The 23,008-nt window shown below is 63.7% G+C and carries 20 protein-coding genes and 3 pseudogenes; 9 read left to right on the forward strand and 14 right to left on the reverse strand.

The window, feature by feature from the left end:
- Nucleotides 1-9 precede the first annotated feature (9 nt).
- From IPM06_09725 to IPM06_09735, 3 genes are all read left to right on the forward strand, one after another.
- A complete protein-coding gene (locus IPM06_09725) occupies nt 10-279 on the forward strand; it encodes an RNA-binding S4 domain-containing protein (protein ID MBK8770695.1) in 270 nt (89 codons plus the stop codon).
- Nucleotides 280-320: 41 nt separating this feature from the next.
- The gene (locus IPM06_09730) at nt 321-656 is read left to right on the forward strand and encodes a ferredoxin family protein (GenBank protein ID MBK8770696.1); all 336 of its coding nucleotides are present in this window, start codon (nt 321-323) and stop codon (nt 654-656) included.
- Between the two features lie 277 nt (nt 657-933).
- Nucleotides 934-1,794, forward strand: a complete 861-nt coding sequence (locus tag IPM06_09735; GenBank protein MBK8770697.1) for a CarD family transcriptional regulator — start codon at nt 934-936, stop codon at nt 1,792-1,794.
- A gap of 62 nt (nt 1,795-1,856) precedes the next feature.
- Here the strand turns inward: IPM06_09735 and IPM06_09740 are convergent.
- The 4 genes and pseudogenes from IPM06_09740 to IPM06_09755 form a co-directional block, all read right to left on the reverse strand.
- Nucleotides 1,857-4,851, reverse strand: a pseudogene (locus tag IPM06_09740) (efflux RND transporter permease subunit).
- A gap of 4 nt (nt 4,852-4,855) precedes the next feature.
- Nucleotides 4,856-5,359, reverse strand: coding sequence for an efflux RND transporter periplasmic adaptor subunit (locus IPM06_09745; protein ID MBK8770698.1), 504 nt, complete (start codon nt 5,357-5,359; stop codon nt 4,856-4,858).
- A 211-nt stretch (nt 5,360-5,570) separates the two neighbouring features.
- Nucleotides 5,571-6,110 (reverse strand): annotated as a pseudogene (locus IPM06_09750) (biotin/lipoyl-binding protein).
- A 36-nt stretch (nt 6,111-6,146) separates the two neighbouring features.
- Nucleotides 6,147-6,842 carry a M15 family metallopeptidase gene (locus tag IPM06_09755; GenBank protein MBK8770699.1) on the reverse strand — a complete coding sequence of 232 codons (696 nt, stop codon included), beginning with the start codon at nt 6,840-6,842 and terminating at the stop codon, nt 6,147-6,149.
- A 142-nt stretch (nt 6,843-6,984) separates the two neighbouring features.
- On the opposite strand from IPM06_09755, the gene IPM06_09760 reads away from it, so the two are divergent.
- The 4 genes and pseudogenes from IPM06_09760 to groL all read left to right on the forward strand — a co-directional run bounded on the left by IPM06_09760 (nt 6,985) and on the right by groL (nt 10,186).
- Nucleotides 6,985-7,650: a hypothetical protein gene (locus tag IPM06_09760; GenBank protein MBK8770700.1), complete on the forward strand. Its 666-nt coding sequence runs from the start codon at nt 6,985-6,987 to the stop codon at nt 7,648-7,650.
- Between the two features lie 10 nt (nt 7,651-7,660).
- Nucleotides 7,661-7,828, forward strand: a complete 168-nt coding sequence (locus IPM06_09765) for a hypothetical protein (protein ID MBK8770701.1) — start codon at nt 7,661-7,663, stop codon at nt 7,826-7,828.
- A 338-nt stretch (nt 7,829-8,166) separates the two neighbouring features.
- Nucleotides 8,167-8,457, forward strand: coding sequence for a co-chaperone GroES (locus IPM06_09770; GenBank protein ID MBK8770702.1), 291 nt, complete (start codon nt 8,167-8,169; stop codon nt 8,455-8,457).
- Nucleotides 8,458-8,542: 85 nt separating this feature from the next.
- A pseudogene (gene groL / locus IPM06_09775) lies at nt 8,543-10,186 on the forward strand (chaperonin GroEL).
- A gap of 77 nt (nt 10,187-10,263) precedes the next feature.
- On the opposite strand, the gene cadA reads toward groL, so the two are convergent.
- On the reverse strand, nt 10,264-12,474 hold the full coding sequence (cadA, locus tag IPM06_09780) for a cadmium-translocating P-type ATPase (protein MBK8770703.1): 2,211 nt from the start codon (nt 12,472-12,474) through the stop codon (nt 10,264-10,266).
- A 150-nt stretch (nt 12,475-12,624) separates the two neighbouring features.
- On the opposite strand from cadA, the gene IPM06_09785 reads away from it, so the two are divergent.
- A complete protein-coding gene (locus IPM06_09785; protein MBK8770704.1) occupies nt 12,625-13,899 on the forward strand; it encodes a DUF2130 domain-containing protein in 1,275 nt (424 codons plus the stop codon).
- 2 nt (nt 13,900-13,901) lie between these two features.
- Here IPM06_09785 and IPM06_09790 read toward each other — a convergent pair whose 3' ends face one another.
- From IPM06_09790 to IPM06_09810, 5 genes are all read right to left on the reverse strand, one after another.
- Nucleotides 13,902-14,696 (reverse strand): ATP-binding cassette domain-containing protein, encoded by a 795-nt coding sequence (locus IPM06_09790; protein MBK8770705.1) that lies wholly within the window; start codon nt 14,694-14,696, stop codon nt 13,902-13,904.
- Between the two features lie 9 nt (nt 14,697-14,705).
- On the reverse strand, nt 14,706-15,572 hold the full coding sequence (gene cysW / locus IPM06_09795; GenBank protein ID MBK8770706.1) for a sulfate ABC transporter permease subunit CysW: 867 nt from the start codon (nt 15,570-15,572) through the stop codon (nt 14,706-14,708).
- Nucleotides 15,565-16,518: a sulfate ABC transporter permease subunit CysT gene (cysT, locus tag IPM06_09800; GenBank protein ID MBK8770707.1), complete on the reverse strand. Its 954-nt coding sequence runs from the start codon at nt 16,516-16,518 to the stop codon at nt 15,565-15,567. Before cysT ends, cysW begins: the two co-directional genes overlap by 8 nt.
- Nucleotides 16,433-17,464, reverse strand: a complete 1,032-nt coding sequence (locus tag IPM06_09805; protein MBK8770708.1) for a sulfate ABC transporter substrate-binding protein — start codon at nt 17,462-17,464, stop codon at nt 16,433-16,435. Before IPM06_09805 ends, cysT begins: the two co-directional genes overlap by 86 nt.
- A gap of 111 nt (nt 17,465-17,575) precedes the next feature.
- Entirely contained in the window at nt 17,576-18,028 is a 453-nt protein-coding gene (locus tag IPM06_09810) for an Rrf2 family transcriptional regulator (protein MBK8770709.1), read from the reverse strand.
- A gap of 104 nt (nt 18,029-18,132) precedes the next feature.
- Between IPM06_09810 and IPM06_09815 the strand changes: the two genes are divergently transcribed.
- Entirely contained in the window at nt 18,133-19,203 is a 1,071-nt protein-coding gene (locus IPM06_09815; protein MBK8770710.1) for a radical SAM protein, read from the forward strand.
- A 10-nt stretch (nt 19,204-19,213) separates the two neighbouring features.
- Here IPM06_09815 and IPM06_09820 read toward each other — a convergent pair whose 3' ends face one another.
- The 4 genes from IPM06_09820 to IPM06_09835 are packed head-to-tail and all read right to left on the reverse strand — an operon-like array spanning nt 19,214 to nt 22,803.
- A complete protein-coding gene (locus IPM06_09820; GenBank protein ID MBK8770711.1) occupies nt 19,214-20,341 on the reverse strand; it encodes an ABC transporter permease in 1,128 nt (375 codons plus the stop codon).
- A gap of 10 nt (nt 20,342-20,351) precedes the next feature.
- Nucleotides 20,352-21,284 (reverse strand): ABC transporter ATP-binding protein, encoded by a 933-nt coding sequence (locus tag IPM06_09825; protein ID MBK8770712.1) that lies wholly within the window; start codon nt 21,282-21,284, stop codon nt 20,352-20,354.
- On the reverse strand, nt 21,281-22,252 hold the full coding sequence (locus tag IPM06_09830) for an HlyD family efflux transporter periplasmic adaptor subunit (GenBank protein ID MBK8770713.1): 972 nt from the start codon (nt 22,250-22,252) through the stop codon (nt 21,281-21,283). The genes IPM06_09825 and IPM06_09830 overlap by 4 nt, the downstream gene beginning before the upstream one ends.
- Nucleotides 22,249-22,803: a helix-turn-helix transcriptional regulator gene (locus IPM06_09835; GenBank protein MBK8770714.1), complete on the reverse strand. Its 555-nt coding sequence runs from the start codon at nt 22,801-22,803 to the stop codon at nt 22,249-22,251. Before IPM06_09835 ends, IPM06_09830 begins: the two co-directional genes overlap by 4 nt.
- Between the last annotated feature and the right edge of the window lie 205 nt (nt 22,804-23,008).

Genomic DNA, 23,008 nt, shown 5'->3' on the forward strand with positions numbered 1-23,008 from the left:
GCCCGCTTCGTGAAGCATCGTTCTGATGCGCAAGCGCTGGTGGAAGGAGGCGGCGTGCGGGTGAACCGCGTGCGGGTGCTCAAGGGAAGCCACGCCGTCAGGGCAAATGACGTGCTCACCATTGCTGTGCATGGTCATGTGTCTGCCGTCAGGGTTGTGGCCGAGGCCGAACGCCGCGGACCGCCTGCTGCGGCCCGCCAGCTTTACGAAACTGTCAGCGGTCTTGCGCATGAGGGTGCGGCGCAAAAACAGGATGCAACCCCGCCCCCTGTCTGCTAGAGCGGCGCCGGAAAAACGTCAGCTACTGTCAGGCCGAGCTTATGACCTATATTGTCGTCGAGAACTGCATCAAGTGTAAGTACATGGACTGCGTGGAGGTCTGCCCGGTGGACTGCTTCTACGAGGGTGAGAACATGCTGGTGATCCACCCCGACGAATGCATCGATTGCGGCGTGTGCGAACCCGAGTGCCCCGCCGAGGCGATCAAGCCCGACACCGAGCCAGGCCTCGAAAAGTGGCTGAAGCTCAACACCGAATACGCCACCAAGTGGCCGAACATCACCGTGAAGCGTGATCCGCCTGCCGACGCCAAGGAGCAGGACGGCAAGCCCGGCAAGCTGACGTTGTTCTCTCCCAATCCGGGCACGGGCGACTGAGCGCCCCGGGGCACCCTGCGCGCCGAATTGTGCCACAACGCTGTACCGGCATTAACCATGTTGCCGGGCGAAGGTCAGAATTGCGCCGTACACGGAGCACTCTGGCTTTAATTTCCCTTAAAATTATGCTATAGGGTCCCCATGTAGCCAAAATGGGGAATGAAGCAGGAACATCCGGGCGGGGAGCTCGGATTTTTTTGCGCCCGTTCCACGGAATTGCGATTTTCCGCCCTGCCAGGGGGCGGAACCGCCAAGAATAGCAAAGGGTCAGGCAGAAATGGTCACGAAAAAGAAAACGGCAGTGAAGACAAAGGCTAAGCCGGTTGCCAAGGCCGCGCACAAGCCGGTGGCGAAGGCTGCGGTGAAGGCCAAGCCGAAGGCTGTTGTGAAGCCCGCGCCCAAGGCCGCCGCGAAGGTGGCGCCGAAGGCCGCCGCCAAACCCGCCGCCAAGGTTGCGGTGAAGCCGGCTGCGGCCAAGCCCGCGCCCGCCGTGAAGCCTGCTGCGGCCAAGCCTGCTGCGGCTCCCGTTGCCGCCCACAAGCCCGTGGCTGCGGCACCGGCCAAGCCTGCCGCGGCCCCTGCGGCCAAGAAGCAGATCTTCAAGGTCGGTGAACTGGTGGTCTACCCCGCCCATGGCGTTGGCCGGATCACCAATGTCGAGGAACAGGAAATCGCCGGCGTTAAGCTCGAACTCTACATCGTGGACTTCGAGAAGGAAAAGCTCCGCCTCAAAGTTCCGACCAACCGCGCCGAGCAGAAGGGCATGCGCCACCTCGCCGACCGCGTGATGATCGAGACCGCGATGAAGGTCATCCGTGGCCGCGCCCGCATCAAGCGGACCATGTGGTCGCGCCGTGCCCAGGAATATGATGCAAAGATCAACTCCGGTGACATGATCGCCGTCGCCGAGGTGATCCGCGATCTTTACCGCTCCGAACGCCAGCCCGAGCAGTCCTATTCCGAACGCCAGCTTTTCGAGCAGGCTCTCGCCCGCTTCGCCCGCGAACTCGCGGCGGTGCGCAAGGTCGATGAAGACCAGTGCGTGAAGGAACTGGAGGACTATCTCGCCCGCAACGCCAAGCGTGGCGCCGCAACCGGCGAAAAGGCGGAAGACGAAGCCGCCGACGAAGCCGCATAATCGCGGCCATTGCAGTCGATTTCAAAGGGCGCCGGTTTCCGGCGCCCTTTTTGCATGGGGAATTACTCCGCCGCAATCTTGAGCGGCTCATCCTTCGCGGCTGCGGGTGGCAATGGCGCATCGGCGCCGGGGGCTGCGGCTGACACGTGGCGCCGCCCCATGATGACATAGACGCAAGGCACCACGAAGAGTGTGAGGAGCGTGCCGACACTCATGCCGCCCACGATCACCCAGCCGATCTGCATGCGGCTTTCCGCACCGGCCCCCGTCGCCAGCACCAGCGGCACGGCGCCCAGCACCATGGCGGCCGTCGTCATCAGGATCGGACGCAGGCGCAGGACAGCGGCCTCGACAACGGCCTTGCGGCGGTCGAGGCCCTCTTCCTGCAGTCGGTTGCCAAATTCCACGATGAGGATGCCGTGCTTGGTGATGAGGCCGATGAGCGTCACCAGCCCGATCTGCGAATAGACATTGAGGGTGCCGCCGCTCCACCACAGCGCCGCCAGGGCCCCGGTGAGCGAGAGCGGCACGCTCAGCATGATCATGATGGGATCGCGGAAGCTCTCGAACTGCGCCGACAGCACAAGATAGATGAAGGCGAGCGCCAGCAGGAAGATGAAGGCGATGTTGGAACTGGAATCCCGGAACTCGCGCGATTGCCCGGTGAGGTCGCTCACCACATTGTCGGGCAGCACGTCGTTGGCCGCGGCCGTCACGGCAGCGATGGCCTCGCCCAGCGCGAAGCCGGGCGCCAGGTTGCCCTCGATGGTGACGGCGCGCAGCTGGTTGAAGCGGCGCAATTCACGCGGCGCCACGCTCTCCTTATAGGTGACGAGGCTGGAAAGCTGCACCATCGTGTTGTTGCTGCCGCGCACGTAGATCTGCGAGAGAATGTCTGGCGAGGTGCGTTCGGCCAGCGGCAGGGCGACCGTCACGTCATACTGTTCGCCGTCGATTTCGAAGGTGGTGACATTGCGGCCGCTCATCAGTGTCTCAAGCGTGCGCCCCACGACGGAAATATCCACGCCCGCATCGGCGGCGCGCACACGGTCCATCTGCACTTCGATCTGCGGCTTGTTGAGCCGAAGGTCAGTGTCGAGGTCGGCGAAGCCCGGGTTGTCCTGCAGCCTGTCCACCAGCTTGCCGGCGACGGCGTTCAGTTCTTCGTACGACGATGAGGATTGCAGCACGAACTGGAACGGCTTGCCGAAGCCGCGGTTGCCCAGCGATGGCGGATTGCTGGCCGAGGCCTGTACGCCCGGAATGGCACGCAGCTTTGGTGAAATCTCCTGCACGATGGATTGCTGGCTGCGGCTGCGGTTCTCCCAGTCTTCCAGCCGCGCAAACGACATGATGCGGGTCACGTCGCCTGCACCGACGATCATCAGGGCCGAGCGCAACTCCGGCACGCTCTTGAGAATGGCCTCAAGGTCGTCGGCATAGCGCAACGTGTAGGCGTAGCTTGCGCCCTCAGGCGCGCTGGCCGTCACCATCACGGTGCCGCGGTCCTCGACCGGCGACAATTCCGATTTCATCTGCGTGAAGATCCAACCACCCGTGGCGGCAACGCCGAGGGCAACGAGAAGCACCAGCCACCGCGCCGCCAGCGCAGCCGACAGTCCGGCACGGTAGACCCGCTCAAGCAGGGCCAGCGCTCGCTCCACACCGCGCATCAGCACATTGGGCCGGTTGTTGTGCTTGAGGAATTTCGAACACATCATGGGCGTGAGGGTAAGCGCCACGAAACCCGAAACGACCACGGCGCCCGCCAGCGTGACCGCAAATTCCAGGAACAGCCGTCCCGTGCGCCCCGGCGTGAAGGCGATGGGCGCATAGACGGCCGCAAGTGTCAGCGTCATGGCGACGATGGCGAAGGCAATCTCGCGCGCCCCCTTGAGCGCCGCCTCAAAGGGCTTCATGCCTTCTTCGATGTGCCGGTAGATGTTCTCGAGCATGACGATGGCATCGTCGACCACGAGGCCGATCGCCAGCACGAAGGCGAGCAGCGTCAGCGTATTCACGGAAAGACCTGCGAGATACATGATCGCAAAAGGCCGTGACGAGCGACACGGGGATGGTGACGACCGGGATGATGGCGGCGCGGAAGGAATGCAGGAAGACGAGGATGATGAGCGTCACGAGAACCACGGCTTCGAGGATGGTGGTGAAGACGTTGTGGATGGAGCGTTCGATGAAGACGAACGATGCCGATTGAGATGGAAGGATTGCCGTCGTAGCGGCTCTCACGGCGCACATCGGCCGTGGCCAGTTCGACCTTGGCGACGTCACCCAGTGTCACCTGCAAGCCGCCGGCGTTCTTCAACTTGATCTTCGCGAACTCTTCCGCCGTTCCCAGCGATGTGCGGGACAGGATGGTGAACTCCCGTTCCGCCCCCTTCCACGCGGCCCGCCGGAATTTCGGCATTCTGGGCGCGGATGGCATTCTCCACATCCTGTACGGTGAGGCCCACGCCCGAGAGCGCCTGATGGTCGATCCAGATCCGCATGGCATAGCGGCGCTCGCCGTTGACGCTGACGTCGGCAACACCATCGAGGTTCTTGAAGCGGTCACTCACAAAACGGTCCACGTAGTCCGTCAGCGTCAATGCATCCATGGTGGAGGAACGGACGATGAGGAAGATGATCGGCTGCGCATCCGCCTCCACCTTCGAGATCACCGGTTCGCTGATGTCATCGGGGAGCGAGCGCCGCACGCGGCTCACGCGGTCGCGCACATCGCTGGTGGCGCTGTCGATTGCGACACCGGCGCGGAAGCGGATGGTGATGCGGCTCGATCTCGGACCGTGACGACGACTCGATTGTATCGATGCCCTCGATGCCGGCAAGCGAACCTTCCAGCACCTGCGTCACCTGGCTTTCGATGATCTCCGCCGAGGCGCCGGAATAATTGGTCTGCACCGATACCTGAGGTTCGTCGATGTTGGGATATTCGCGGATGGTGAGGCGGCTGTAGGCCATGAGGCCGAGCAGCACGAGAATGAGGCTGAGCACAGTGGCGAAGACCGGGCGGCGGATGCAAAGCTCGGGGAGCGACATGGGCTCACTCCGCCGTCGCGGGGGCCGCGACTTTCACAGCTGCACCATCCGCCAGGCGCGTGGCGCCAGCGGAGACGACCTGCGTTCCGGCATCCAGCCCTGAGGTGATCTCGACCCAGCCATCGCGGCGCTGGCCGGTGATGACCACGCGGCGCGACGCCTTTCCATCCTGCACGGCGAAGACCACCGCATCCTTGCCCTGCGGCACGATGGCCGCCTCGGTGACGGTGACGCTGTTGCGGCTGGCGCCCAGCACGGCGGCGCGCACCAGCATGCCGGGCCGAAGCGCCAGCGCACTGTTGTCGAGCGTGGCCTGCACCTGCAGGGCCCGGCCGTTCACGTCGATCACGGGATTGATGGCGGTGATCGTGGCCTTGAAAGTGGAACCCGGTACCGCATCGGCGGTGACATCCACCTCTTGCCCCACGGAGAGGGCGGTGAAATAGCGCTCGGGCACGCTGAGGCTGACCTTGAGCCGGGCGATCTGGTTCAGCGCGACAAGCGGCATGCCCGCCGTCATAGGCGCCGACGGAGACCTGGCGGAAACCCAACTGCCCGTCGAAAGGCGCGCGCACGATGAGCCGGTTCTGCTTTTCCCTGGCGAGGTCCATGGCGCTGCGGGCAAGGTCCAGCTCCGCCTTTGACTGATCGACACTGCTCTGCGGAATGTTGCGGGTTTTGGCCAGCGTCTGGTTGCGCGCATGATTGGTTTCAGCCAGCGCCAGGCGGGCCTCTGCGTCCTTGCTCTCTGCGTCCAGAAGCGCACCATCGAGGCGGAAAAGTTCATCCCCGGCCTTCACCGCCGCACCATCGTCCGCTGACACGGACACGATGCGGCCTGCCGTATCCGCCGCCACGGTGACCGACTCCTGCGCCGCAAGGCTGCCAATGGCGGAGATGCTGTCCTGAAGGGTCTGCGCCTCCGCCTGAGAGACTTCCACGGGCGTGGGCCCACGGCCACCGCCGCCCGGCGACGCGGGCGATTGACCGGACTTGCGTCCACCCTGCGCTTCGGCCTGCGGTGCAGCCTTGGAAGACAAGCCGGGCACGTGCGAGGCCAGCCAGCCATAGGCGGAGTTCCACCGTCCTGTTGCCTGCAACCCGAAGGCGGCCACCAGGGCCAGCACGACCAGACCGCTCAACACGTACCGTTTCCGCATGCGGATTTCTTCCTTCACTCCGTTGAGACGGATGGGCGGGTTGATTCCGTCGCCCGCCCCTTCTTTTTCACTGTGAAGGGATACGAAAGCAAATGACATTCGGGTAACAGGGTTCCCCTGAGAAAGCAGGTGGCCTCACCGTCCGTCGGCGGAGAAATGCTGATAGTCCTTGGACGACGTCCATGTTCCGCCCCACACCCAGCCCTTTGCCTTGAAGGCGCCGACGATGGCGCTGTCCGGCAGGATGAGGCCGGCCTGCCCGCGCTGGGCCACGCGCTCTGCCGGCTCATCCCAGGCGTGGCCCCCGGGCGGCGACGTGCCCTTCCGCCAGACATAGGGGTTGATGAGCGGGTTGACGTCAATGGCGATGCCGCGTGCATGCGACGACAGGCGAGATGAGCCGGAGGCCTTCCGGCAATTGTATCCCGAAGTGTTGTTGTCCGCCATGGAGGCGTCATCATCACCGCCGTAGGCATCGACCGGAACCATCTTGTCGATCGCGAAGGATTTGGTGCGGAACAGTGTGACGAACACGTCCCGCACATCGGCCGCAACGCGACGGTGAACGATCATCTGGCCCTTGTGCGTCATGCCCGCGAAATCACGATAGGGGAGGGTGAGCAAACGCAAGTCCTTCCGCTGCGCACAACCCTTGATGCGCGGATTGTAGGACTTGCCCTGCATGTCCGCCCACACCGCATCGGGGATGGCGGAGATCGTTGCCGTGGTCGCATCTTGCGCAGATGCACAGGGGACCGGGAGGACCAGAAAGGCAGCCGCAAGGAAACTCAGCACACGGATGATCGCCCCTGCCGCCGCGCCAATTGCCACGCCGCCCGATGCAATTTGGCGTTGCCGTCCGCAGGCCCGCGACAATCTATGCAAGTTCCGCTCCGTCTTTGTCAGCCAGCCATCAGCATGGCCTCCATAGTCATGGCATCGGACACGGCAGCAACTTATTCCGGAGTGCATCATGGCAAACATCCAATACTTCCCTGGCAACGCGACAGTCGCATTGCCCCAGTCCACCTTCGACATCACGGCCATCACAGCAAAGCGGGTGGGGCCCTATCTGAACTATTACTCCGCCAACACTGATGGCACCATGTTCGTCATCCACACCACGGCCTCGCTTGATGCCTCGGGTGCCATTGTCCAGAATATCGTGGGGTGGGATCACTTCAGTGGCTCTGATCTTCTGCAGTCGGCGACCGTGAATCTTCCCGCAAAGCCGTTCCTCGACAACCTCAACAGCCGCGCGCCCAACAGCCTCAAGGCGTTCAACTACCTGATGAGTGGCAACGACGCGATGACCGGATCCGATGTGGCCGACCGCATGTCCGGCCTCAACGGCAGCGACACGATGTCTGGGGGTGCCGGAAACGATCTGATGCGCGGCGGCAACGGCAATGACATGCTGGATGGCGGCAAGGGCAACGACAACCTCTTCGGTGACGCAGGCGATGACCATCTGTTCGGCGGTCTGGGCAAGGACAAGTTGACGGGTGGCGCGGGCGCTGACCAGTTCTACTTCGATGGTCTCAACCAAAGGGACCGATACGGTGCTCGACTTCACCCACGGCGCCGATCATCTCGCAATGTCGGCCACCGGCTTTGCCCTGCACGGACCGTTGGTTGATGGCGTCAACATGATCAATGGCACCTCGGCCCTGCTTGCAGAAGCATCCTTCATCTACGATGTCGTGACCGGCAACCTCTCCTATGACGCCGACGGCACGGGTGCCGCTGCGGCCCAGGTGATTGCGACCCTCGGCAACCACAGTGCACTGACGGCAGGGGATATCCTGATCGCCTAGACCACAGGCTGCGGCCTGGGGCCCACCCCTCAGGCGCAACGCATGGTGTCAGGGACAAGCCCGCGAAAGGATCGCCGGTTTGTCCCTGACTGTTTTTCACCGGGCCGAGTCCGGCGGCTTTCTTTCAACAACCGGGCGATGCTGCGGCGCACCACAATTAACCATTTGAATTTTATGGTGAATCTTTCCTGCGTCAGAACTCTTGACGGCGGCGGGCGCCGTCTTATCTCCCCGGCCAGCTGCTGGCACTCTCCATAGGTGAGTGCTAACAGGGCGGGATGAAACCAAGAAGGTTTGCCCGTTTTCCAAACGAAAACAATATTCCAGGAGCGTTTCGCATGAAGTTCCGTCCGTTGCACGACCGCGTCGTCGTCAAGCGCGTCGACGAAGACACCAAGACCAAGGGTGGCATCATCATCCCGGAAACCGCCCAGGAGAAGCCGATGCAGGGCGAGATCATCGCCGTCGGCCCCGGTGGCCGCGACGAGAGCGGCAAGCTGATCCCGCTCGACCTCAAGAAGGGCGACCGGGTGCTGTTCGGCAAATGGTCCGGCACCGAAGTGAAGATCGACGGTCAGGAGCTCCTGATCATGAAGGAATCCGACATCATGGGCGTGATGGAGAAGTGATGCGGCGGGGCCCCGGCCCCACCCCTTCCCGTTCAGGCGGGCTTTTCCAAACACCATTTCATCAGTACACAGAGGAATTAAGCACATGGCTGCTAAAGAAGTCCGCTTCGGCGCTGAAGCCCGCGAGAAGATGCTCCGCGGCGTCGACATCCTCGCAAATGCGGTGAAGGTCACGCTCGGTCCCAAGGGCCGCAACGTCGTCATCGACAAGAGCTTCGGCGCCCCCCGCACGACCAAGGACGGCGTCACCGTCGCCAAGGAAATCGAGCTCGAGGACAAGTTCGAGAACATGGGCGCCCAGATGGTGCGCGAAGTCGCCTCCAAGACCAACGACGTCGCCGGCGACGGCACCACCACCGCGACCGTTCTCGCCCAGGCCATCGTCCGCGAAGGCGCCAAGAACGTGGCCGCCGGCATGAACCCGATGGACCTGAAGCGCGGCATCGACATGGCCGTTGCGGTGGCCATCGAGGATCTCAAGAAGCGTTCCAAGAAGGTCAAGGGTTCCGACGAAGTGGCCCAGGTCGGCACGATTTCCGCCAATGGCGAAAAGGAAATCGGCGACATGATCGCCAAGGCCATGCAGAAGGTCGGCAACGAAGGCGTCATCACGGTTGAAGAAGCCAAGACGGCCGACACGGAACTCGACATCGTCGAAGGCATGCAGTTCGATCGCGGCTACCTCTCGCCCATACTTCATCACCAACGCCGACAAGATGGTGGCGGAACTCGAAGAGCCCTACATCCTCCTGCACGAGAAGAAGCTCTCTTCGCTGCAGCCGATGCTGCCGATCCTCGAAGCCGTCGTCCAGACCTCGAAGCCGCTGCTCATCATCGCCGAGGACATCGAAGGCGAAGCGCTGGCGACCCTCGTGGTCAACCGTCTGCGCGGCGGCCTCAAGGTCGCGCCGTCAAGGCGCCGGGCTTCGGCGACCGCCGCAAGGCCATGCTGGAAGATATCGCCATCCTCACGGGCGGTCAGGTCATTTCCGAAGACCTCGGCATCAAGCTGGAGAACGTCTCGATCAACATGCTCGGCCGTGCCAAGCGCGTGAAGGTCGAGAAGGAGAACTCCACGATCGTCGACGGTGCCGGCAAGAAGGCCGACATCAACGCTCGCTGCGGCCAGATCAAGGCCCAGATCGAGGAAACGACCAGCGACTACGACAAGGAGAAGCTCCAGGAGCGTCTCGCCAAGCTCGTGGGCGGCGTTGCCGTGATCAACGTCGGAGGATCTACTGAAATTGAGGTCAAGGAGCGCAAGGACCGCGTCGACGACGCGCTGAACGCCACGCGTGCAGCCGTTGAAGAAGGCGTGGTTCCGGGCGGCGGTGTTGCCCTGCTGCGCGCCAAGAAGGCCGTGGACGCGCTCACCTCGTCCAACGCCGACATCCAGGCCGGCATCAAGATCGTCTCCAAGGCCCTTGAAGCTCCGATCCGCCAGATCGCCGAGAACGCCGGCGTTGAAGGCTCGATCGTCGTGGGCAAGGTGCTGGAGAAGTCCGGCAGCTTCGGCTTCGACGCGCAGAACGAAGAATATGGCGACATGATCGAGAAGGGCATCATCGACCCGGCGAAGGTCGTGCGCGTGGCGCTCCAGGACGCGGCCTCTGTGTCCTCGCTGCTGATCACCACGGAAGCCATGATCGCCGAAAAGCCCAAGAACGCTCCCCCCGCCATGCCCGGCGGCGGCGGCATGGGCGGCGGCATGGGCGGCATGGACTTCTAAGAAGTCCAACGCTCGGCAAATCGCTGAAACGAATGAACCCCGGGAGAAATCCCGGGGTTTTTTGTTGGGGAGGGACGTTACGGAATGCGCATCCGCAACAGGCGGAGCGCATTCAATGTGACCAGCACAGTGGCGCCGGTGTCGGCGAGGATGGCGATCCACAGGCCCGTGGCGCCGATCACCGTTGTCACCAGGAACAGGCCCTTCAGCCCCAGCGCCAGCGCCACGTTCTGGCGGATGACGGACATGGTCTGGCGCGACAGCGAGATGAGCGTCGCCACATCGCCCACGCGGTTGTTGAGCACGGCGGCGTCAGCGGCTTCCAGTGCCACGTCGGTGCCGGAGCCCATGGCAATGCCCACGGTGGCGGCAGCGAGGGCGGGCGCATCGTTGATGCCGTCGCCCACCTTGGCAATGCCGCCCAGCGCGGCACGTTCCCGGATCACGGCGAGCTTGTCTTCCGGCAACAATTCGGCCCTCACTTCCATGCCGAGCAGGGCGCCGACGGCCTCTGCATTGGCGCGATTGTCACCGGTGAGCATGACAGGGCGAAGGCCCAGCGCCCTGATCCGGCGGATGCCCTCCACAGCATCCTCCCGTGGCTCATCGCGCAGCGCAATCAAGCCCACGGCCGTGCCGTTCACGAGAATTGCGGAAACACTCTTGCCCCCGGCTTCCAGCGCGGCGGCGCGCGCGAGGATGTCCGGAGCCGTGATGCCGATGCGGGCGGCTGCGCCGATCATCACGTTCTTGCCCTCAACCGTTGCGGAAATGCCCTTGCCGGGAACGGCAACGGACGGGATGGTGTCAAACACAATGCCTGTGTCCCGGGCCCGAGCCACGATCGCCACCGCAAGCGGATGCGACGAGGCGGATTCCACCGTGGCGGCGAGGCGCAGGATGTCCTTCTCGCTGTCACCTGCGAGGGTCACGACGTCTGTCACGACCGGCGTGCCGCGCGTCAACGTGCCGGTCTTGTCGAAGGCAATCTGCTGAACTTTGCCGATGGCCTCCAGCACGCCACCACCCTTCACCAGCAGGCCCCGCCGCGCCCCAGCCGCAAGGGAGGACGCAATCGAGGCAGGCGTGGAGATCACCAGCGCGCAAGGACAGCCGATGAGAAGGAGCGTGAGGCCGCGATAGATCCACGTGGGCCAGGCCTCGCCCCAGCCCAGCGGCGGCAGCACCGCCACGGCGAGCGCCAGGATACAGATGAGCGGCATGTACCATTTGGCAAACTGGTCGATGAAGCGCTGCGATGGCGCCTTGGCATCGGCGGCTTCCTCGACAAGGCGCGCAACCCGCGCGATGAGTGTGTCCTGCGCCGGCTTGTCCACACGCACCCGCAGGACGGCCTCGGCATTGATCGAGCCCGCGAAGACAGCTTCGCCCGGCCCGCGGGTGAGCGGAAGCGATTCACCCGTCAGCGCAGATTGATCGACGGAAGACGTACCCGACACAATGGTGCCGTCCGCCGCAATCCGGTCTCCGGGTCGCACGACAATGATGCTGCCGATGGCAATCCCGGAGATCGGCTGTTCCGTGACACCTTGTACCGTTTCCACCAGCGCCGTGTTCGGTGCCAGGGTAGCCAGCGCCTTGATGCCGGAGCGGGCCCGGCCTGCGGCAACGCCCTCCAGCAATTCACCCACTGCGAACAGCGCCACGACGATTGCCGCTTCCTCCACCGCCCCAAGCCACAGGGCGCCCGCCACGGCGATGGTCATCAGCATCTCGATGGTGAAGACGGAACCATAGCGGAGCGCGGTGAGAGCGCGCAGTGCCACCGGCGCCGTGCCCACGGCACACGCCAGCAGGAAGAGCGCCATGCCCGCGCGCGGTGCGGCGGTGTTCGCCGCATAAGCCAAACCGATCAACGCCCCCGTAGCGAGAACGAGCAGCCCCCGCTGCGATCTCCACCACGCCCCTTCGATGGCCTCACCATGATCGGAATGCCCAGCAGCATCATCGGCATGATCAGCAGCGCCATGGTCGTGATCGCGATGGTCATGGCCATCGCCGTCAGGGTGGTGATGAGCCGATGGCGCGGGCGGCACTCCACCGGGGCTTACGTCGGAGACATCATAGCCCAGTGAACGCACCGCTGCCCTCACCGCCTGCTTCGCCTCTTCCGACTGCAGCTGCACGCTGAGCGTTTCAGATTGTAAACCCACACGCACATCGGAAGCGCCGGGAATGCGGCGCACCGCCGTCTCGATCTTGCTCACGCAGGACGCGCAATCCATGCCCTTCACGAAGAAGCGCGTCGTCACGGGTGCCTCTGCCATTCCAGGTCCTCATCCAGAATTTGCCATGTGGGGACACTCTAGCAAATCCGCACCCCATCCATGGAATTTTTCAGGAGGGGCGGGCGCTGCAAGCTCAGGGTGGACGGTGGCGGCCATGAGGCGGCACGGCGAATCAGCTATCCTCGCACCATGACCCAGCACAATGAACCGCAGATCATTTGTCCCAATTGCAAGTCCGAGGTGAAGCTCACGGAGTCGTTGGCAGCGCCTCTGCTGGCCGCCACGCGGGCTGACTATGAAAAGCGCATGCAGGCACAGGCCGACATGCTGGCGCGGGACAAGGCCGAGTTGCAGCAGCAGCAATCGAAGCTCGCCCATGCCCAGGCCCATGTGGAGGAGCAGGTGGCCGCGCGCCTGGAGGAGCAGAAGGCGGCGCTGGTGGCGATGGAGCAGAAGCGCATCCGCTCCACCCTCGACTTCGAGATGAAGCAGCAGGCCGAAGCGATGGCGGAACTGAAAGGCCTTTTGCAACTGCGCGAGCAGAAGCTCGCAGAGGCGCAGAAACAGCAGGCCGCATTCATGGCGAAGGAGCGCGCCCTGGAAGATCAGAAGCGCGAACTGGAACTGACGGTGGCCCGGCGCGTCGAGGCCGACAGTGCGGCGATCCGCGCCAAGGCCCAGGCCGAGGCCGAGCAGGCCATGCGCCTCAAGGTTTCCGAAAAGGAAGAAACAATCGCCGGCATGCAACGCCAGATCGAAGACCTGAAGCGCCGCGCCGAGCAGGGTTCGCAACAGTTGCAGGGTGAAGTGCTCGAACTCGATTTCGAGCAGCAACTGCAGCACCGCTTCCCCATGGACCGCGTGGCCCCCGTGCCCAAGGGCGAGATCGGCGCCGACCTGGTGCAGGAGGTGACGACGCAAAGCGGGCAGGTCGCCGGTGTCATCATCTGGGAACTGAAGCGCGCCCGGAACTGGAGCGATGGCTGGCTGCCCAAGTTGCGCGATGACCAGCGCAACCTGCCCGCCGACATGGCGGTGCTGGTGTCGGCGGCCTTGCCCAAGGGCGTCGAACGCCTCGACGTGGTTGAGACGGTGCATGTCGTCCATCCCCGCGAGGCACTGGCGCTGGCCACCGTGCTGCGCGCCCACCTGCTCGACATCGCCCGTGTGCGCCAGCAGCAGGCCGGTCAATCGGGCAAGATGGAGCAGATGTACGACTACCTCACCGGGCCGCACTTCAAACACCGGGTCGATGCCATCATCGAAAACTTCCGCGCCCAGCAGAAAGACCTGGAAAAGGAAAAGACCTTCATGCTGCGGCAATGGGCAAAGCGCGAGAAACACATCTTCAACGTGCTGGAAGCAACATCCGGCATGTATGGCGACATGCAGGGGATTGCCGGAAGCGGCATGGCCGCGATCGCGGCACTCGATCACCTCGATGACGAGGAAGACGCGCTCTGAGATTACTGCGCCGCTGATGCCCGCACGTCCCGCAGCCAGGTGAGATTGGGTTTTCGTAACGCGGCGGGGCTGACATCGGCGATGAAGTCACGCACGAAGGGCGTGGCCGGGCGTGAGAGAATATCGGCCGGCGTTCCCACTTGTTCGATAGCACCCCTGTTGAGGATGGCGATGCGGTCGGCGAGTTCGAAGGCCTCGTCCTGGTCGTGGGTGACGAAAAGGGTGGTGTGGCCGGTCTTCTCATGCAGGCTCCGCAACCAGCGGCGCAGATCCTTTCGTACCTTGGCATCGAGCGCCCCGAAGGGTTCGTCCAGCAGGAGCACGCGCGGTTCGATGGCAAGCGCGCGGGCCAGTGCCACCCGCTGCCGCTGGCCGCCGGAGAGTTGCGCCGGGTAGCGCGACTCGAGTCCCGCCAGCTGCACCAGCGACAACAGTTCAAACACGCGCGCACGAATGTCACCTTCCCCCGGCCGTGACCCGCGCGGCCGGGCGCGGAGGCCGAAGGCGATGTTGTCCATCACGCTCATGTGCCGGAACAGCGCGTAGTGCTGGAAGACAAAGCCGATGCGTCGCTCGCGCAGCGACAGTCCCGAAGCATTGGCATCGCCGAAGAAGACATCGCCCGCATCGAGACATTCGAGTCCCGCCACCGCCCGGAGCAGCGTCGTCTTGCCGGAACCCGAAGGGCCGAGCAGTGCCACCAGTTCTCCCGGAGCGACCTCCAGCGAAACGCCTTTCAGGGCCGGATAGGTGCTGAAGCTCTTGGCAGCAGCGCGGATGGAAACAGAAACAGTCATGGCACTCTCCTAGTTGCGCCCTGCCGCAAGTTCGCCGGCATGACGCCATTCCAGCAGCGACTTGAGCAGGAGGGTGATGAGGGCAAGGCCGGCGAGCAGTGTGGCGACGGCGAAGGCACCGGTGAAATCGTACTCGTTGTAGAGAATCTCGATGTGCAGCGGCATCGTGTTGGTGAGGCCGCGAATATGTCCGGACACCACCGAGACGGCGCCGAATTCGCCCATGGTGCGGGCGTTGCAAAGGAGCACGCCGTAGAGCAACGCCCACTTCACGTTGGGCAGGGTCACCCGCGTGAATGTGTGCCAGCCGGAAGCACCAAGCGACAGCGCCGCTTCCTCCTCGGACGTGCCTTGCGACTGCATGAGCGGAATGAGTTCGCGCGCAACAAAGGGGAAGGTGACGAATACGGAGGCGAGCACGATGCCGGGCACGGCAAAGATCACCTGCACATTCCAGTCCTTGAGCATGGGGCCAAACCACCCTTGCGCACCGAACAGCAACACATAGATGAGGCCCGCAATCACCGGCGATACGGAAAATGGCAAGTCGATCAGCGAAAGAAGCAGGTTCTTTCCGGCAAAGTTGAACTTGCTGATGGCCCAGCTGGCGCACAGGCCGAAGACAACATTGAACGGCACCGTGAAGGCCGCCACCAGCAGGGTGAGGCGGATGGCGGCAAGCGTGTCGGGCTGCAGGAAGGCGTCCACAAAGACACGCCATCCCTTGCCGAAGGCTTCAAGGAAGACGATCGCCAGCGGAAACAGCAGGACCGCCGCGAGAAACATGGTTGCCACGAGGATCAGCGCGCCCCGCACCAGCGATGTCTCGCCGATGCGGGGACGGGATTGGGGAAATGCCTGCACAGCATCAGCCATGGCCGTGCCTCCGTTGCTGCCACGATTGCAGCGTGTTGATGACGAGGAGCAGTCCGAACGAGAGGGCCAGCATGAGTGTCGCCACCACGGTGGCGCCGGCATAGTCGAACTCCTCCAGCTTGATGACGATGAGAAGTGGCGCGATTTCCGAGACCATCGGAATGTTTCCGGCGATGAAGATGACCGACCCGTATTCGCCGACCGCCCGCGCGAAGGCGAGCGCAACGCCCGTGAGCAGGGCGGGGAAGACATGGGGCAGGATGACCTGGAAAACGATGCGCAGGCGCGACGCACCGAGTAGCGTTGCAGCCTCTTCGACGTCACGCTCCACATCTGCGAGAACAGGCTGCACCGTGCGCACCACGAAGGGAAGACCGATAAACACAAGTGCGAGCACGACACCGAGTGGCGTGAAGGCAATCTTGAGGCCGAAGCGGGCCGCAAGCGCGCCCATCGGTCCATTCGGCGCGTAGATGGCGGCAAGGGCAATGCCGGCCACGGCCGTGGGAAGGGCGAAGGGCAGATCCACCACCGCATCCAGCACGCGCCGGCCCGGAAAGTCATAGCGCACCAGAACCCACGCCACCAGGAGACCGAACACAGCGTTCACAAGTGCCGCAATGAAGGCCGCACCGAATGAGAGGCGCAGTGCGGCGAGGACGCGCGCGTCCGTCATGACCGCGATGAAGCCCGCAGGGCCGATGCTCATCGCCTTCAGCATCAGGGCGGCCAGCGGCAGCAGCACCACGAGGCCCAGCACCGCAACGGCAACGCCAAGCGTCAACCCCAATCCAGGGATGACGCTTGGCTGCCGCAAGGCACGGGCGTGGGCCAGGAAGGAATAAGCCACGCCGCATGCCTCAGTTGGTGGGCTTGTAAAGTTGGTCGAACAGCGCGCCCTCGGCAAAATGCGTGGCCTGCGCCGTCTTCCATCCGCCAAAGGCATCGTCGATGCTCACGAGTTCAAGCGTCGGCAACTTGGCGAGATCTGCCGGATCGGCAGCGGATGGATCACTCGGGCGGTAGTGGTGATGCGCCGCAATCTTCTGCGCCACCGGACCATAGAGGAAATCGAGATAGGCCTTGGCCACCTCTTCGTTGCCGTTGGCCTTGGCATTTTCATCGACGAGGGCGACAGGCGTTGCAGCGGCAATGGAGAGCGACGGCACGACGATGTCGAACTTGTCCGCGCCGAATTCATCGAGCGCCAGGAAGGCATCGCTTTCCCACGAGATCAGCACGTCGCCGATGCCGCGTTCGGCGAAGGTTGTCGTGGAGCCGCGCGCTCCCGTATCGAGCACCGGAACGTTGCGATAGAGGTCGGCGATGAAGTCCTTCACCTTGGCCTCGTCACCGCCGAAGCTCTTGTTCGCCCAGGCCCAGGCCGCGAGGTAGTTCCAGCGGGCACCGCCGGAGGTCTTCGGATTGGGCGTGATCACTTGCAAGCCGGATTGGGCGAGGTCGCCCCAATCCTTGATGCCCTTGGGGTTTCCCTTCTTCACCAGAAACACGATGGTCGATGAGTAGGGGACCGCGTTGTGCGGCAGGCGCGTGGCCCAGTCGGCCGGCAGCAGCTTGCTCTTGCTGGCGATGGCATCGATGTCGCCGGCCAGTGCCAGCGTCACCACATCGGCCTTGAGACCGTCGATCACCGCGCGGGCTTGCTTGCCCGAACCGCCGTGCGACTGGTTGATGGTGATGACCTCACCCCCGTGCCTGGCCGCCCAGTCGGCAGCAAAGGCCTCGTTGATCTCTTTGTAGAGTTCGCGAGTCGGGTCATAGCTGACGTTGAGCAGGGTCTTGTCAGCCAACGCGGGCGTGACACCCAGGGCCAGGGCGACGGCGATGCCGGTCGCGGCTCCAAGGAAAGTACGGCGGGCAGTGTGGGTCATGGGAAGCTCCTTTCGATTGAATAACCTAAATCTACACAGGATTAGTATGGATTCAAGCAGAAAGTGTTCTGTTTAGCGAACATCCTGTTTGTTTCATGCTATTTCAATAGCTTACAGGTTGATCTTCATCTGGGCCGCGGGGCCCTGGCCCTGTGGGGAGAGGATGTCTGCGAGTGTCGTCCCCTCAAGCCGCTCGAGATATTCGGCATAGGGACGGTCGAAGGCGCGGCGCAATTCACACTCCGATTCGGACCGGCAGTCGCTGCATTTGCGGTAGGCCGTGCGCGACAGGCAGGAGAGCGGCGCAATCGGTCCATCCAGCAGGCGCAACAGGGCGCCGATATGGATGTCGTCTGCGGGCCGAAGCAATTCATAACCGCCATCGCGCCCCCGGCGGCTGGAAATATATCCGGCACTGCGCAGCGTGGACAGGATCTGCTCGATGAACTTGCGCGGCAGTTTCTCCTGTTCACAGAGTTCGCGGATGTTCATTCCCCGGCCCGGCTCGGCCCTGGCGAGGGCGACGAGCGCCTTGAAGGCGTAACGGGCGCGCTGGGAAATCATGAGTAAGTATGTAGATTTGAAGAGCTTCCCTTGCAATGGGCAGGCCGGGAGAAATCAACTGCAGCGCGTGTTGCAGTGCGCAAGCAGGGGCATATGATGGCAGCATGCTCATGCCCCCGCGTTTCCTGTTCATGGACGTGAACCTCGCCTGCAATCTCCGCTGTGCCCATTGTTTCTTCTGGAAGCGCGACGAGGCCACCGAGCGCTACCTGACGCTTCCGCAGCGTGTGGAGCTGATCGAGGAATATGCCCGCCTCAGCCCGCAGGGCCGCCTGGTGATCTGCGGTGGTGAGCCGATGTTGGCACTGGATACCTATTTCGGCGTCGCCCAAGCAGCGCGCGCCCAGGGCCTCCGTTGCCTTTCCGTGGTCAATGGCACCCGGATCCGCAGCGCCGAGATGGCGAAGCGGATGATTCTTGAAGGCCCGCACGAAATCTCGATTTCCCTCAACAGCCACGACCCGGCGCTGCACGACAAGACGCGCGGCGTTGTGGGATCGCATGCGAAGGCTGTGCGGGCGCTCCGCCTCCTCATCGCGGCGCGCGACAAGTGGGGCACACCCGATACAAAGATCATCGTCATGGGGCTGGTCTTCGGTTCGAACCACACCATGATCGAGGCGTTCTACGACTTCGTCCTGAACGACGTGGGCGCCGACAAACTGAAGCTCAACTTCATCCAGCCCTCCTTCGGTCAGGCCGGGGAAGTGGACGATTTCTATGCCGCCGAGGGCAACGTCGATCCGGATGTGCTGCTGGCGCAACTGAAGAGCAGCGACGCACGCTTTGGACTGGGACTGAGCCCCGTGTGGATGGAGCAGGTCGGCATGTATTTTCGTTCGCTGCGGGCGCGCGAGGACCGGGGCCGCGGCTGGGGCATGAAGGCGGGCACCGACGAGCACATCTGCAACAGCCACGACCGCAACATCATGGTCGACAATTTCGGCATGGCGCGGCTGTGTTTTTCCTCGCAGTTCCCCGGCAAGGTCTGGCAGAAAACGGGCGACCTCGCCGCCCTGTGGACCGGCTCGGATGATGTGCGGGAGCGCATGCGCCACTGCAATCAGGTCTGCGGCATCAGCCACAGCGTGCGCCGCGAAGCCAGCACCATCGCCGGCAATGACTTCCGCCTCGATTTTGAAAAGGCCTCAGCGCAATCCTGGGCACCGGTTTGAACCACCAGAGTCAGTCCAGTGTCACGCGGTAACGGCTCACCGCAAGTGTCGCCACCAGCACCAGCATGAATGCGAGCACCGCGATTTCGCCCGCGACTTGCGCAGGTGTCGCGCCCTTGAGCATGACACCACGCACGATGCGGATGAAATGTGTCGCGGGCAGCGCCTCACCGATGGCCTGCGCCCAGCCGGGCATGCCGCGGAATGGGAAGGCGAAGCCGGTGAGCAGGATCGCCGGCATGAGGAAGAAGAACGACATCTGCACCGCCTGCAACTGGTTGCGCGCCACCGTCGAGAAGGTGAAGCCGATGGCGAGGTTGACGGTGATGAACAGCATCGTCGAAAGCGTGAACAGCACCGGGCTTCCCTCGAAGGGAACGTCGAACAGGATGCGCGCCGCCACCAGCACGACGATCACCTGCATGGTGCCGATGATGATGTAGGGCGCGATCTTGCCCGCCATCACCTCCAAGGGCCGCACCGGCATGGCGAGCAGGTTTTCCATGGTGCCGCGCTCATATTCGCGCGTGACGGCAAGTGCCGTCATCATCACCATGGTCATGGTGAGGATGATGCCCAGAAGCCCTGGCACGATGTTGTAGCGGGTGATGCCCTCGGGATTGTAGCGGCGGTGCAGCCGCACATCGACCGCAGGTGTGTTGGCCTGATGCCGCGACAGCACGCCGTTCAGTTCACGCGCCAGCGTCTGTGACACCGCGCCATTCACCGCGGCCAGCGCGGGGGCGATGGTCGCGGGGTCGGTGGCATCAGCCTCCACCAGCACGGCAGCCGTTTCGCCCCGCACCACGCGCCGTGTCAGGCGGTCGGGGATGGTGATGACAAACTGGACCTCGCCCCGCTGCAGCAGGGCATCTGACTCCGCCTCCGTCCGGGGTTCGGCAACGAAAGCGAAATAGCCGGTCTGTCCAATGCCGCTGATGAGGGCGCGCGACAGGGGCGAATGGTCATAGGCAAGAATGGCCGCGGGCAACCCCTTGGGATCGGTGTTGATGGCGAAGCCAAAGAGGATGAGCTGTGCGATGGGGATCACAAACATCATGGCGAAGGTCAGGCGGTCGCGCCGCAACTGCCGCGCCTCCTTCACCATGATGGCCCACAAGCGGCGGAAGAATCCCATTGATGTCACCTCACGCCGCTTCCGCATTGTCGGTGGCCTGGCCCATCAGGTGGATGAACACATCCTCCAGCGTTGGCTCGGCCGGTGCGGCGGCCAATCCCTCATGCGCCGAGACGATGCCAGAGACCGCCTGGCGCAGCGCTGCCTCGTCGGGGCTGCACACATGCAGCGCCGTGCCGAAGGCCGCCGCAGCGGTGATGCCCTCGGCATCGCGCAGCGCGGGCGCCAACCTGTCGGCACCGGGGCCTGTCACCACCATGGCATGAAGACCGGATTGGGTGATGATGTCACGGGCGGTGCCGCGCGCCATCAGCTTGCCATAGGCGATGTAGGCAATCTCGTGACAGCGCTCGGCCTCGTCCATGTAGTGCGTCGAGACCAGCACCGTGATGCCCTCCGCCGCAAGCGCATGGATTTCGTCCCAGAAGCCGCGCCGCGCCTTGGGATCGACACCCGCCGTCGGTTCATCGAGCAGCAGGATTTTCGGCGTGTGCAGCACACAGGCCGCCAGCGCCAGACGTTGCTTCCATCCGCCGGAGAGTGACCCGGTGAGTTGGTGCTGGCGGCTCTCCAGGCCAAGGCGCGCAAGGGCCTCCGTCACCTTCTCCGCAACGCGGGGAAGGCCATAGACCTGCGCCACGAATTCCAGGTTCTCGCGGATGGTGAGGTCTTCGTAGAGTCCGAAGCGCTGCGTCATGTAGCCCGTTTGCCGCTTGATGGCATCGCGCCCGGTGATGATGTCCTCGCCCAGAACCGTGCCCTCGCCTGCGTCTGGTGTCAGCAGACCGCAGATCATGCGGAGCGTCGTCGTCTTGCCCGAGCCGTTGGGTCCGAGGAAGCCGCAGATACGGCCTGGTGCGATCTGCAGGTCGACGCGGTCCACGACCGTGCGCTGCCCGTAGCGCTTCACCAGTCCGCGAACGTCGATGGCGAGGCCGCTCATGGCAGGGGCTCGAATTCAACGGGAAGGCCCGGCTGCAGGTGCGCGTCGGGCGTCACCGGGCGCGCTTCCACCTGGAAGACGAGCTTCGCCCGCGCCGAAGCGGAATAGATGACCGGGGGCGTGTATTCCGGCGTTGCGGCCACATGCGTGATGGTGGCCGTGCCGCCGTCGCCACAACCGTCGCAGCGATAGCGGATGGTGACGCCGGCCTGCGCCTTCGCACGCTCCGCCTCCGGGATATAGAAAAGCAGCGTGGCCTTCTCCGGCTGCAGAAGGGCGAGGACCGGTTGACCCGCGCCCACCACTTCGCCCGGATCGAAGAACACATCATCCACAAGAGCCTCCACCGGCGCCGCGGACCTGAAGTCTGCAAGTTTGGCATTGGCGGTCGCCAAGGCCGCTTCCGCCTCCGTGATACGTGAATGCGCAGCATCAATCTCGGCGGCACGCGCAGGAAGCCGCGCGATTACGGCATTGGCCTGGATCTGTTTCAGGCGTTCTTCCGCCACGGCCAGCGCAGCCTTTGCCTTGTCGAGTTGGGTTTCAGCGGCGATGCCCTGGCGTGACAGCTTGTTCACCCGTGTGAACTCGACTTGCGCCAGCGTAACGTTGGCCTGCGCTTCCGCCTCCTGGCGAACGATCACGTCCATTTCCTCGGCCCGCTTTCCGCTGGCGAGGTTTGCGGCCAGTGCCCTGGCGGTGGCCACGGCGGCGGAAAGCCGCGCTGAATCCATGCGCGCCGCGCTGTCATCCAGTTGGAACAGCAGGTCGCCCGCAGCGATGCGGTCACCCTTGGCCACGGATATCGTGACAATGCGGCCCGCAACGGGAGGGCCGATCAGCAGGCTCTCACCCTCCACGTATCCGAGATAGGCCGCATGATCGGCAGCCGCAGGAAGCCAGCGCTCACGGAACCAGAAGAGGCTCCCTGCAAGGATGACGATGAGGATCGGAATGAGGCGTTTCATGGCCGCAGGCCCCTGAGAAAAATATCCATGTGTTGGTCGGCGAGTGCCGCCACGCTGTAAGGCGCAGCCCCCAGCGGCACGAACACGGCATGCCAGAGCGCACTCAGCATCAGCGGACCGATCATGCACTTGACGGTGAGGTTTGGATCAACCGCGCGAAACTCTCCCGTGGCGATCCCGTGCGAGAGCAGCCGCTCCAGCAGGGGCAGCGCCGATTTCACAACGTTGTCGAGATAGTACTGGCCGATGTCCGGATGCGCCCGGCTCTCGCCAATGACGAGCTTGATGATCGAAGGGAGGTCGGTGGTCTCGATCCGATGCGCCAGCATGCCGGCGAGCTGCGCCATCACCGGCGCCACGGGACCTTCGATGTGGTCAGCCATGCGCGCCGCCAGAGCGATCTGCTCACCGATGGCCTGCTGCACGATTGATTTCAGCAGAGCCGACTTGTCCGGGAAGTAGAGATAGATCGCACCCTTGCTGACGCCCGCCCGTGCCGCGACGTCCTCCATGCGGGCGGCGGCAAAACCCTTCTCGCTGAACAACGCCAAGGCCGCCGCCAGGATTTCACTGGGGCGAGCATCGGGGCGCCGCCGGCGCGTTCTTTTAGTTACTGACTGGTCAGTCATTAAATCTGAATACGCCGCCGCCTGTACACTGTCAAGCTGCACTCCGCGCAGCGGAGGGAACAGTGCATCGCAGGTTGTCTGGATTTCCCGGCATGTTACGGATGTGGAACGGGATTCGCACAGGCGG

It is taken from the genome of Hyphomicrobiales bacterium, from assembly GCA_016710435.1.
In the GTDB taxonomy this organism is placed as follows: domain Bacteria; phylum Pseudomonadota; class Alphaproteobacteria; order Rhizobiales; family Aestuariivirgaceae; genus Aestuariivirga.

Excerpts from the sequence above, each read along its gene's own strand:
- cysT (MBK8770707.1), bottom strand. The coding sequence starts at position 16,518 with ATGCCTTTGGCGGATGGAAGACGGCGCAGGCCACGCATTTTGCCGAGG.
- cadA (MBK8770703.1), bottom strand. The coding sequence starts at position 12,474 with ATGGCAGAGGCACCCGTGACGACGCGCTTCTTCGTGAAGGGCATGGAT.
- IPM06_09815 (MBK8770710.1), top strand. The coding sequence starts at position 18,133 with ATGCTCATGCCCCCGCGTTTCCTGTTCATGGACGTGAACCTCGCCTGC.
- IPM06_09770 (MBK8770702.1), top strand. The coding sequence starts at position 8,167 with ATGAAGTTCCGTCCGTTGCACGACCGCGTCGTCGTCAAGCGCGTCGAC.
- IPM06_09820 (MBK8770711.1), bottom strand. The coding sequence starts at position 20,341 with ATGGGATTCTTCCGCCGCTTGTGGGCCATCATGGTGAAGGAGGCGCGG.
- IPM06_09790 (MBK8770705.1), bottom strand. The coding sequence starts at position 14,696 with ATGACTGTTTCTGTTTCCATCCGCGCTGCTGCCAAGAGCTTCAGCACC.
- IPM06_09805 (MBK8770708.1), bottom strand. The coding sequence starts at position 17,464 with ATGACCCACACTGCCCGCCGTACTTTCCTTGGAGCCGCGACCGGCATC.
- IPM06_09745 (MBK8770698.1), bottom strand. The coding sequence starts at position 5,359 with ATGCCGCTTGTCGCGCTGAACCAGATCGCCCGGCTCAAGGTCAGCCTC.
- IPM06_09730 (MBK8770696.1), top strand. The coding sequence starts at position 321 with ATGACCTATATTGTCGTCGAGAACTGCATCAAGTGTAAGTACATGGAC.
- IPM06_09830 (MBK8770713.1), bottom strand. The coding sequence starts at position 22,252 with ATGAAACGCCTCATTCCGATCCTCATCGTCATCCTTGCAGGGAGCCTC.
- IPM06_09785 (MBK8770704.1), top strand. The coding sequence starts at position 12,625 with ATGACCCAGCACAATGAACCGCAGATCATTTGTCCCAATTGCAAGTCC.
- IPM06_09825 (MBK8770712.1), bottom strand. The coding sequence starts at position 21,284 with ATGAGCGGCCTCGCCATCGACGTTCGCGGACTGGTGAAGCGCTACGGG.
- IPM06_09765 (MBK8770701.1), top strand. The coding sequence starts at position 7,661 with ATGATCAATGGCACCTCGGCCCTGCTTGCAGAAGCATCCTTCATCTAC.
- cysW (MBK8770706.1), bottom strand. The coding sequence starts at position 15,572 with ATGGCTGATGCTGTGCAGGCATTTCCCCAATCCCGTCCCCGCATCGGC.
- IPM06_09760 (MBK8770700.1), top strand. The coding sequence starts at position 6,985 with ATGGCAAACATCCAATACTTCCCTGGCAACGCGACAGTCGCATTGCCC.
- IPM06_09810 (MBK8770709.1), bottom strand. The coding sequence starts at position 18,028 with ATGATTTCCCAGCGCGCCCGTTACGCCTTCAAGGCGCTCGTCGCCCTC.
- IPM06_09735 (MBK8770697.1), top strand. The coding sequence starts at position 934 with ATGGTCACGAAAAAGAAAACGGCAGTGAAGACAAAGGCTAAGCCGGTT.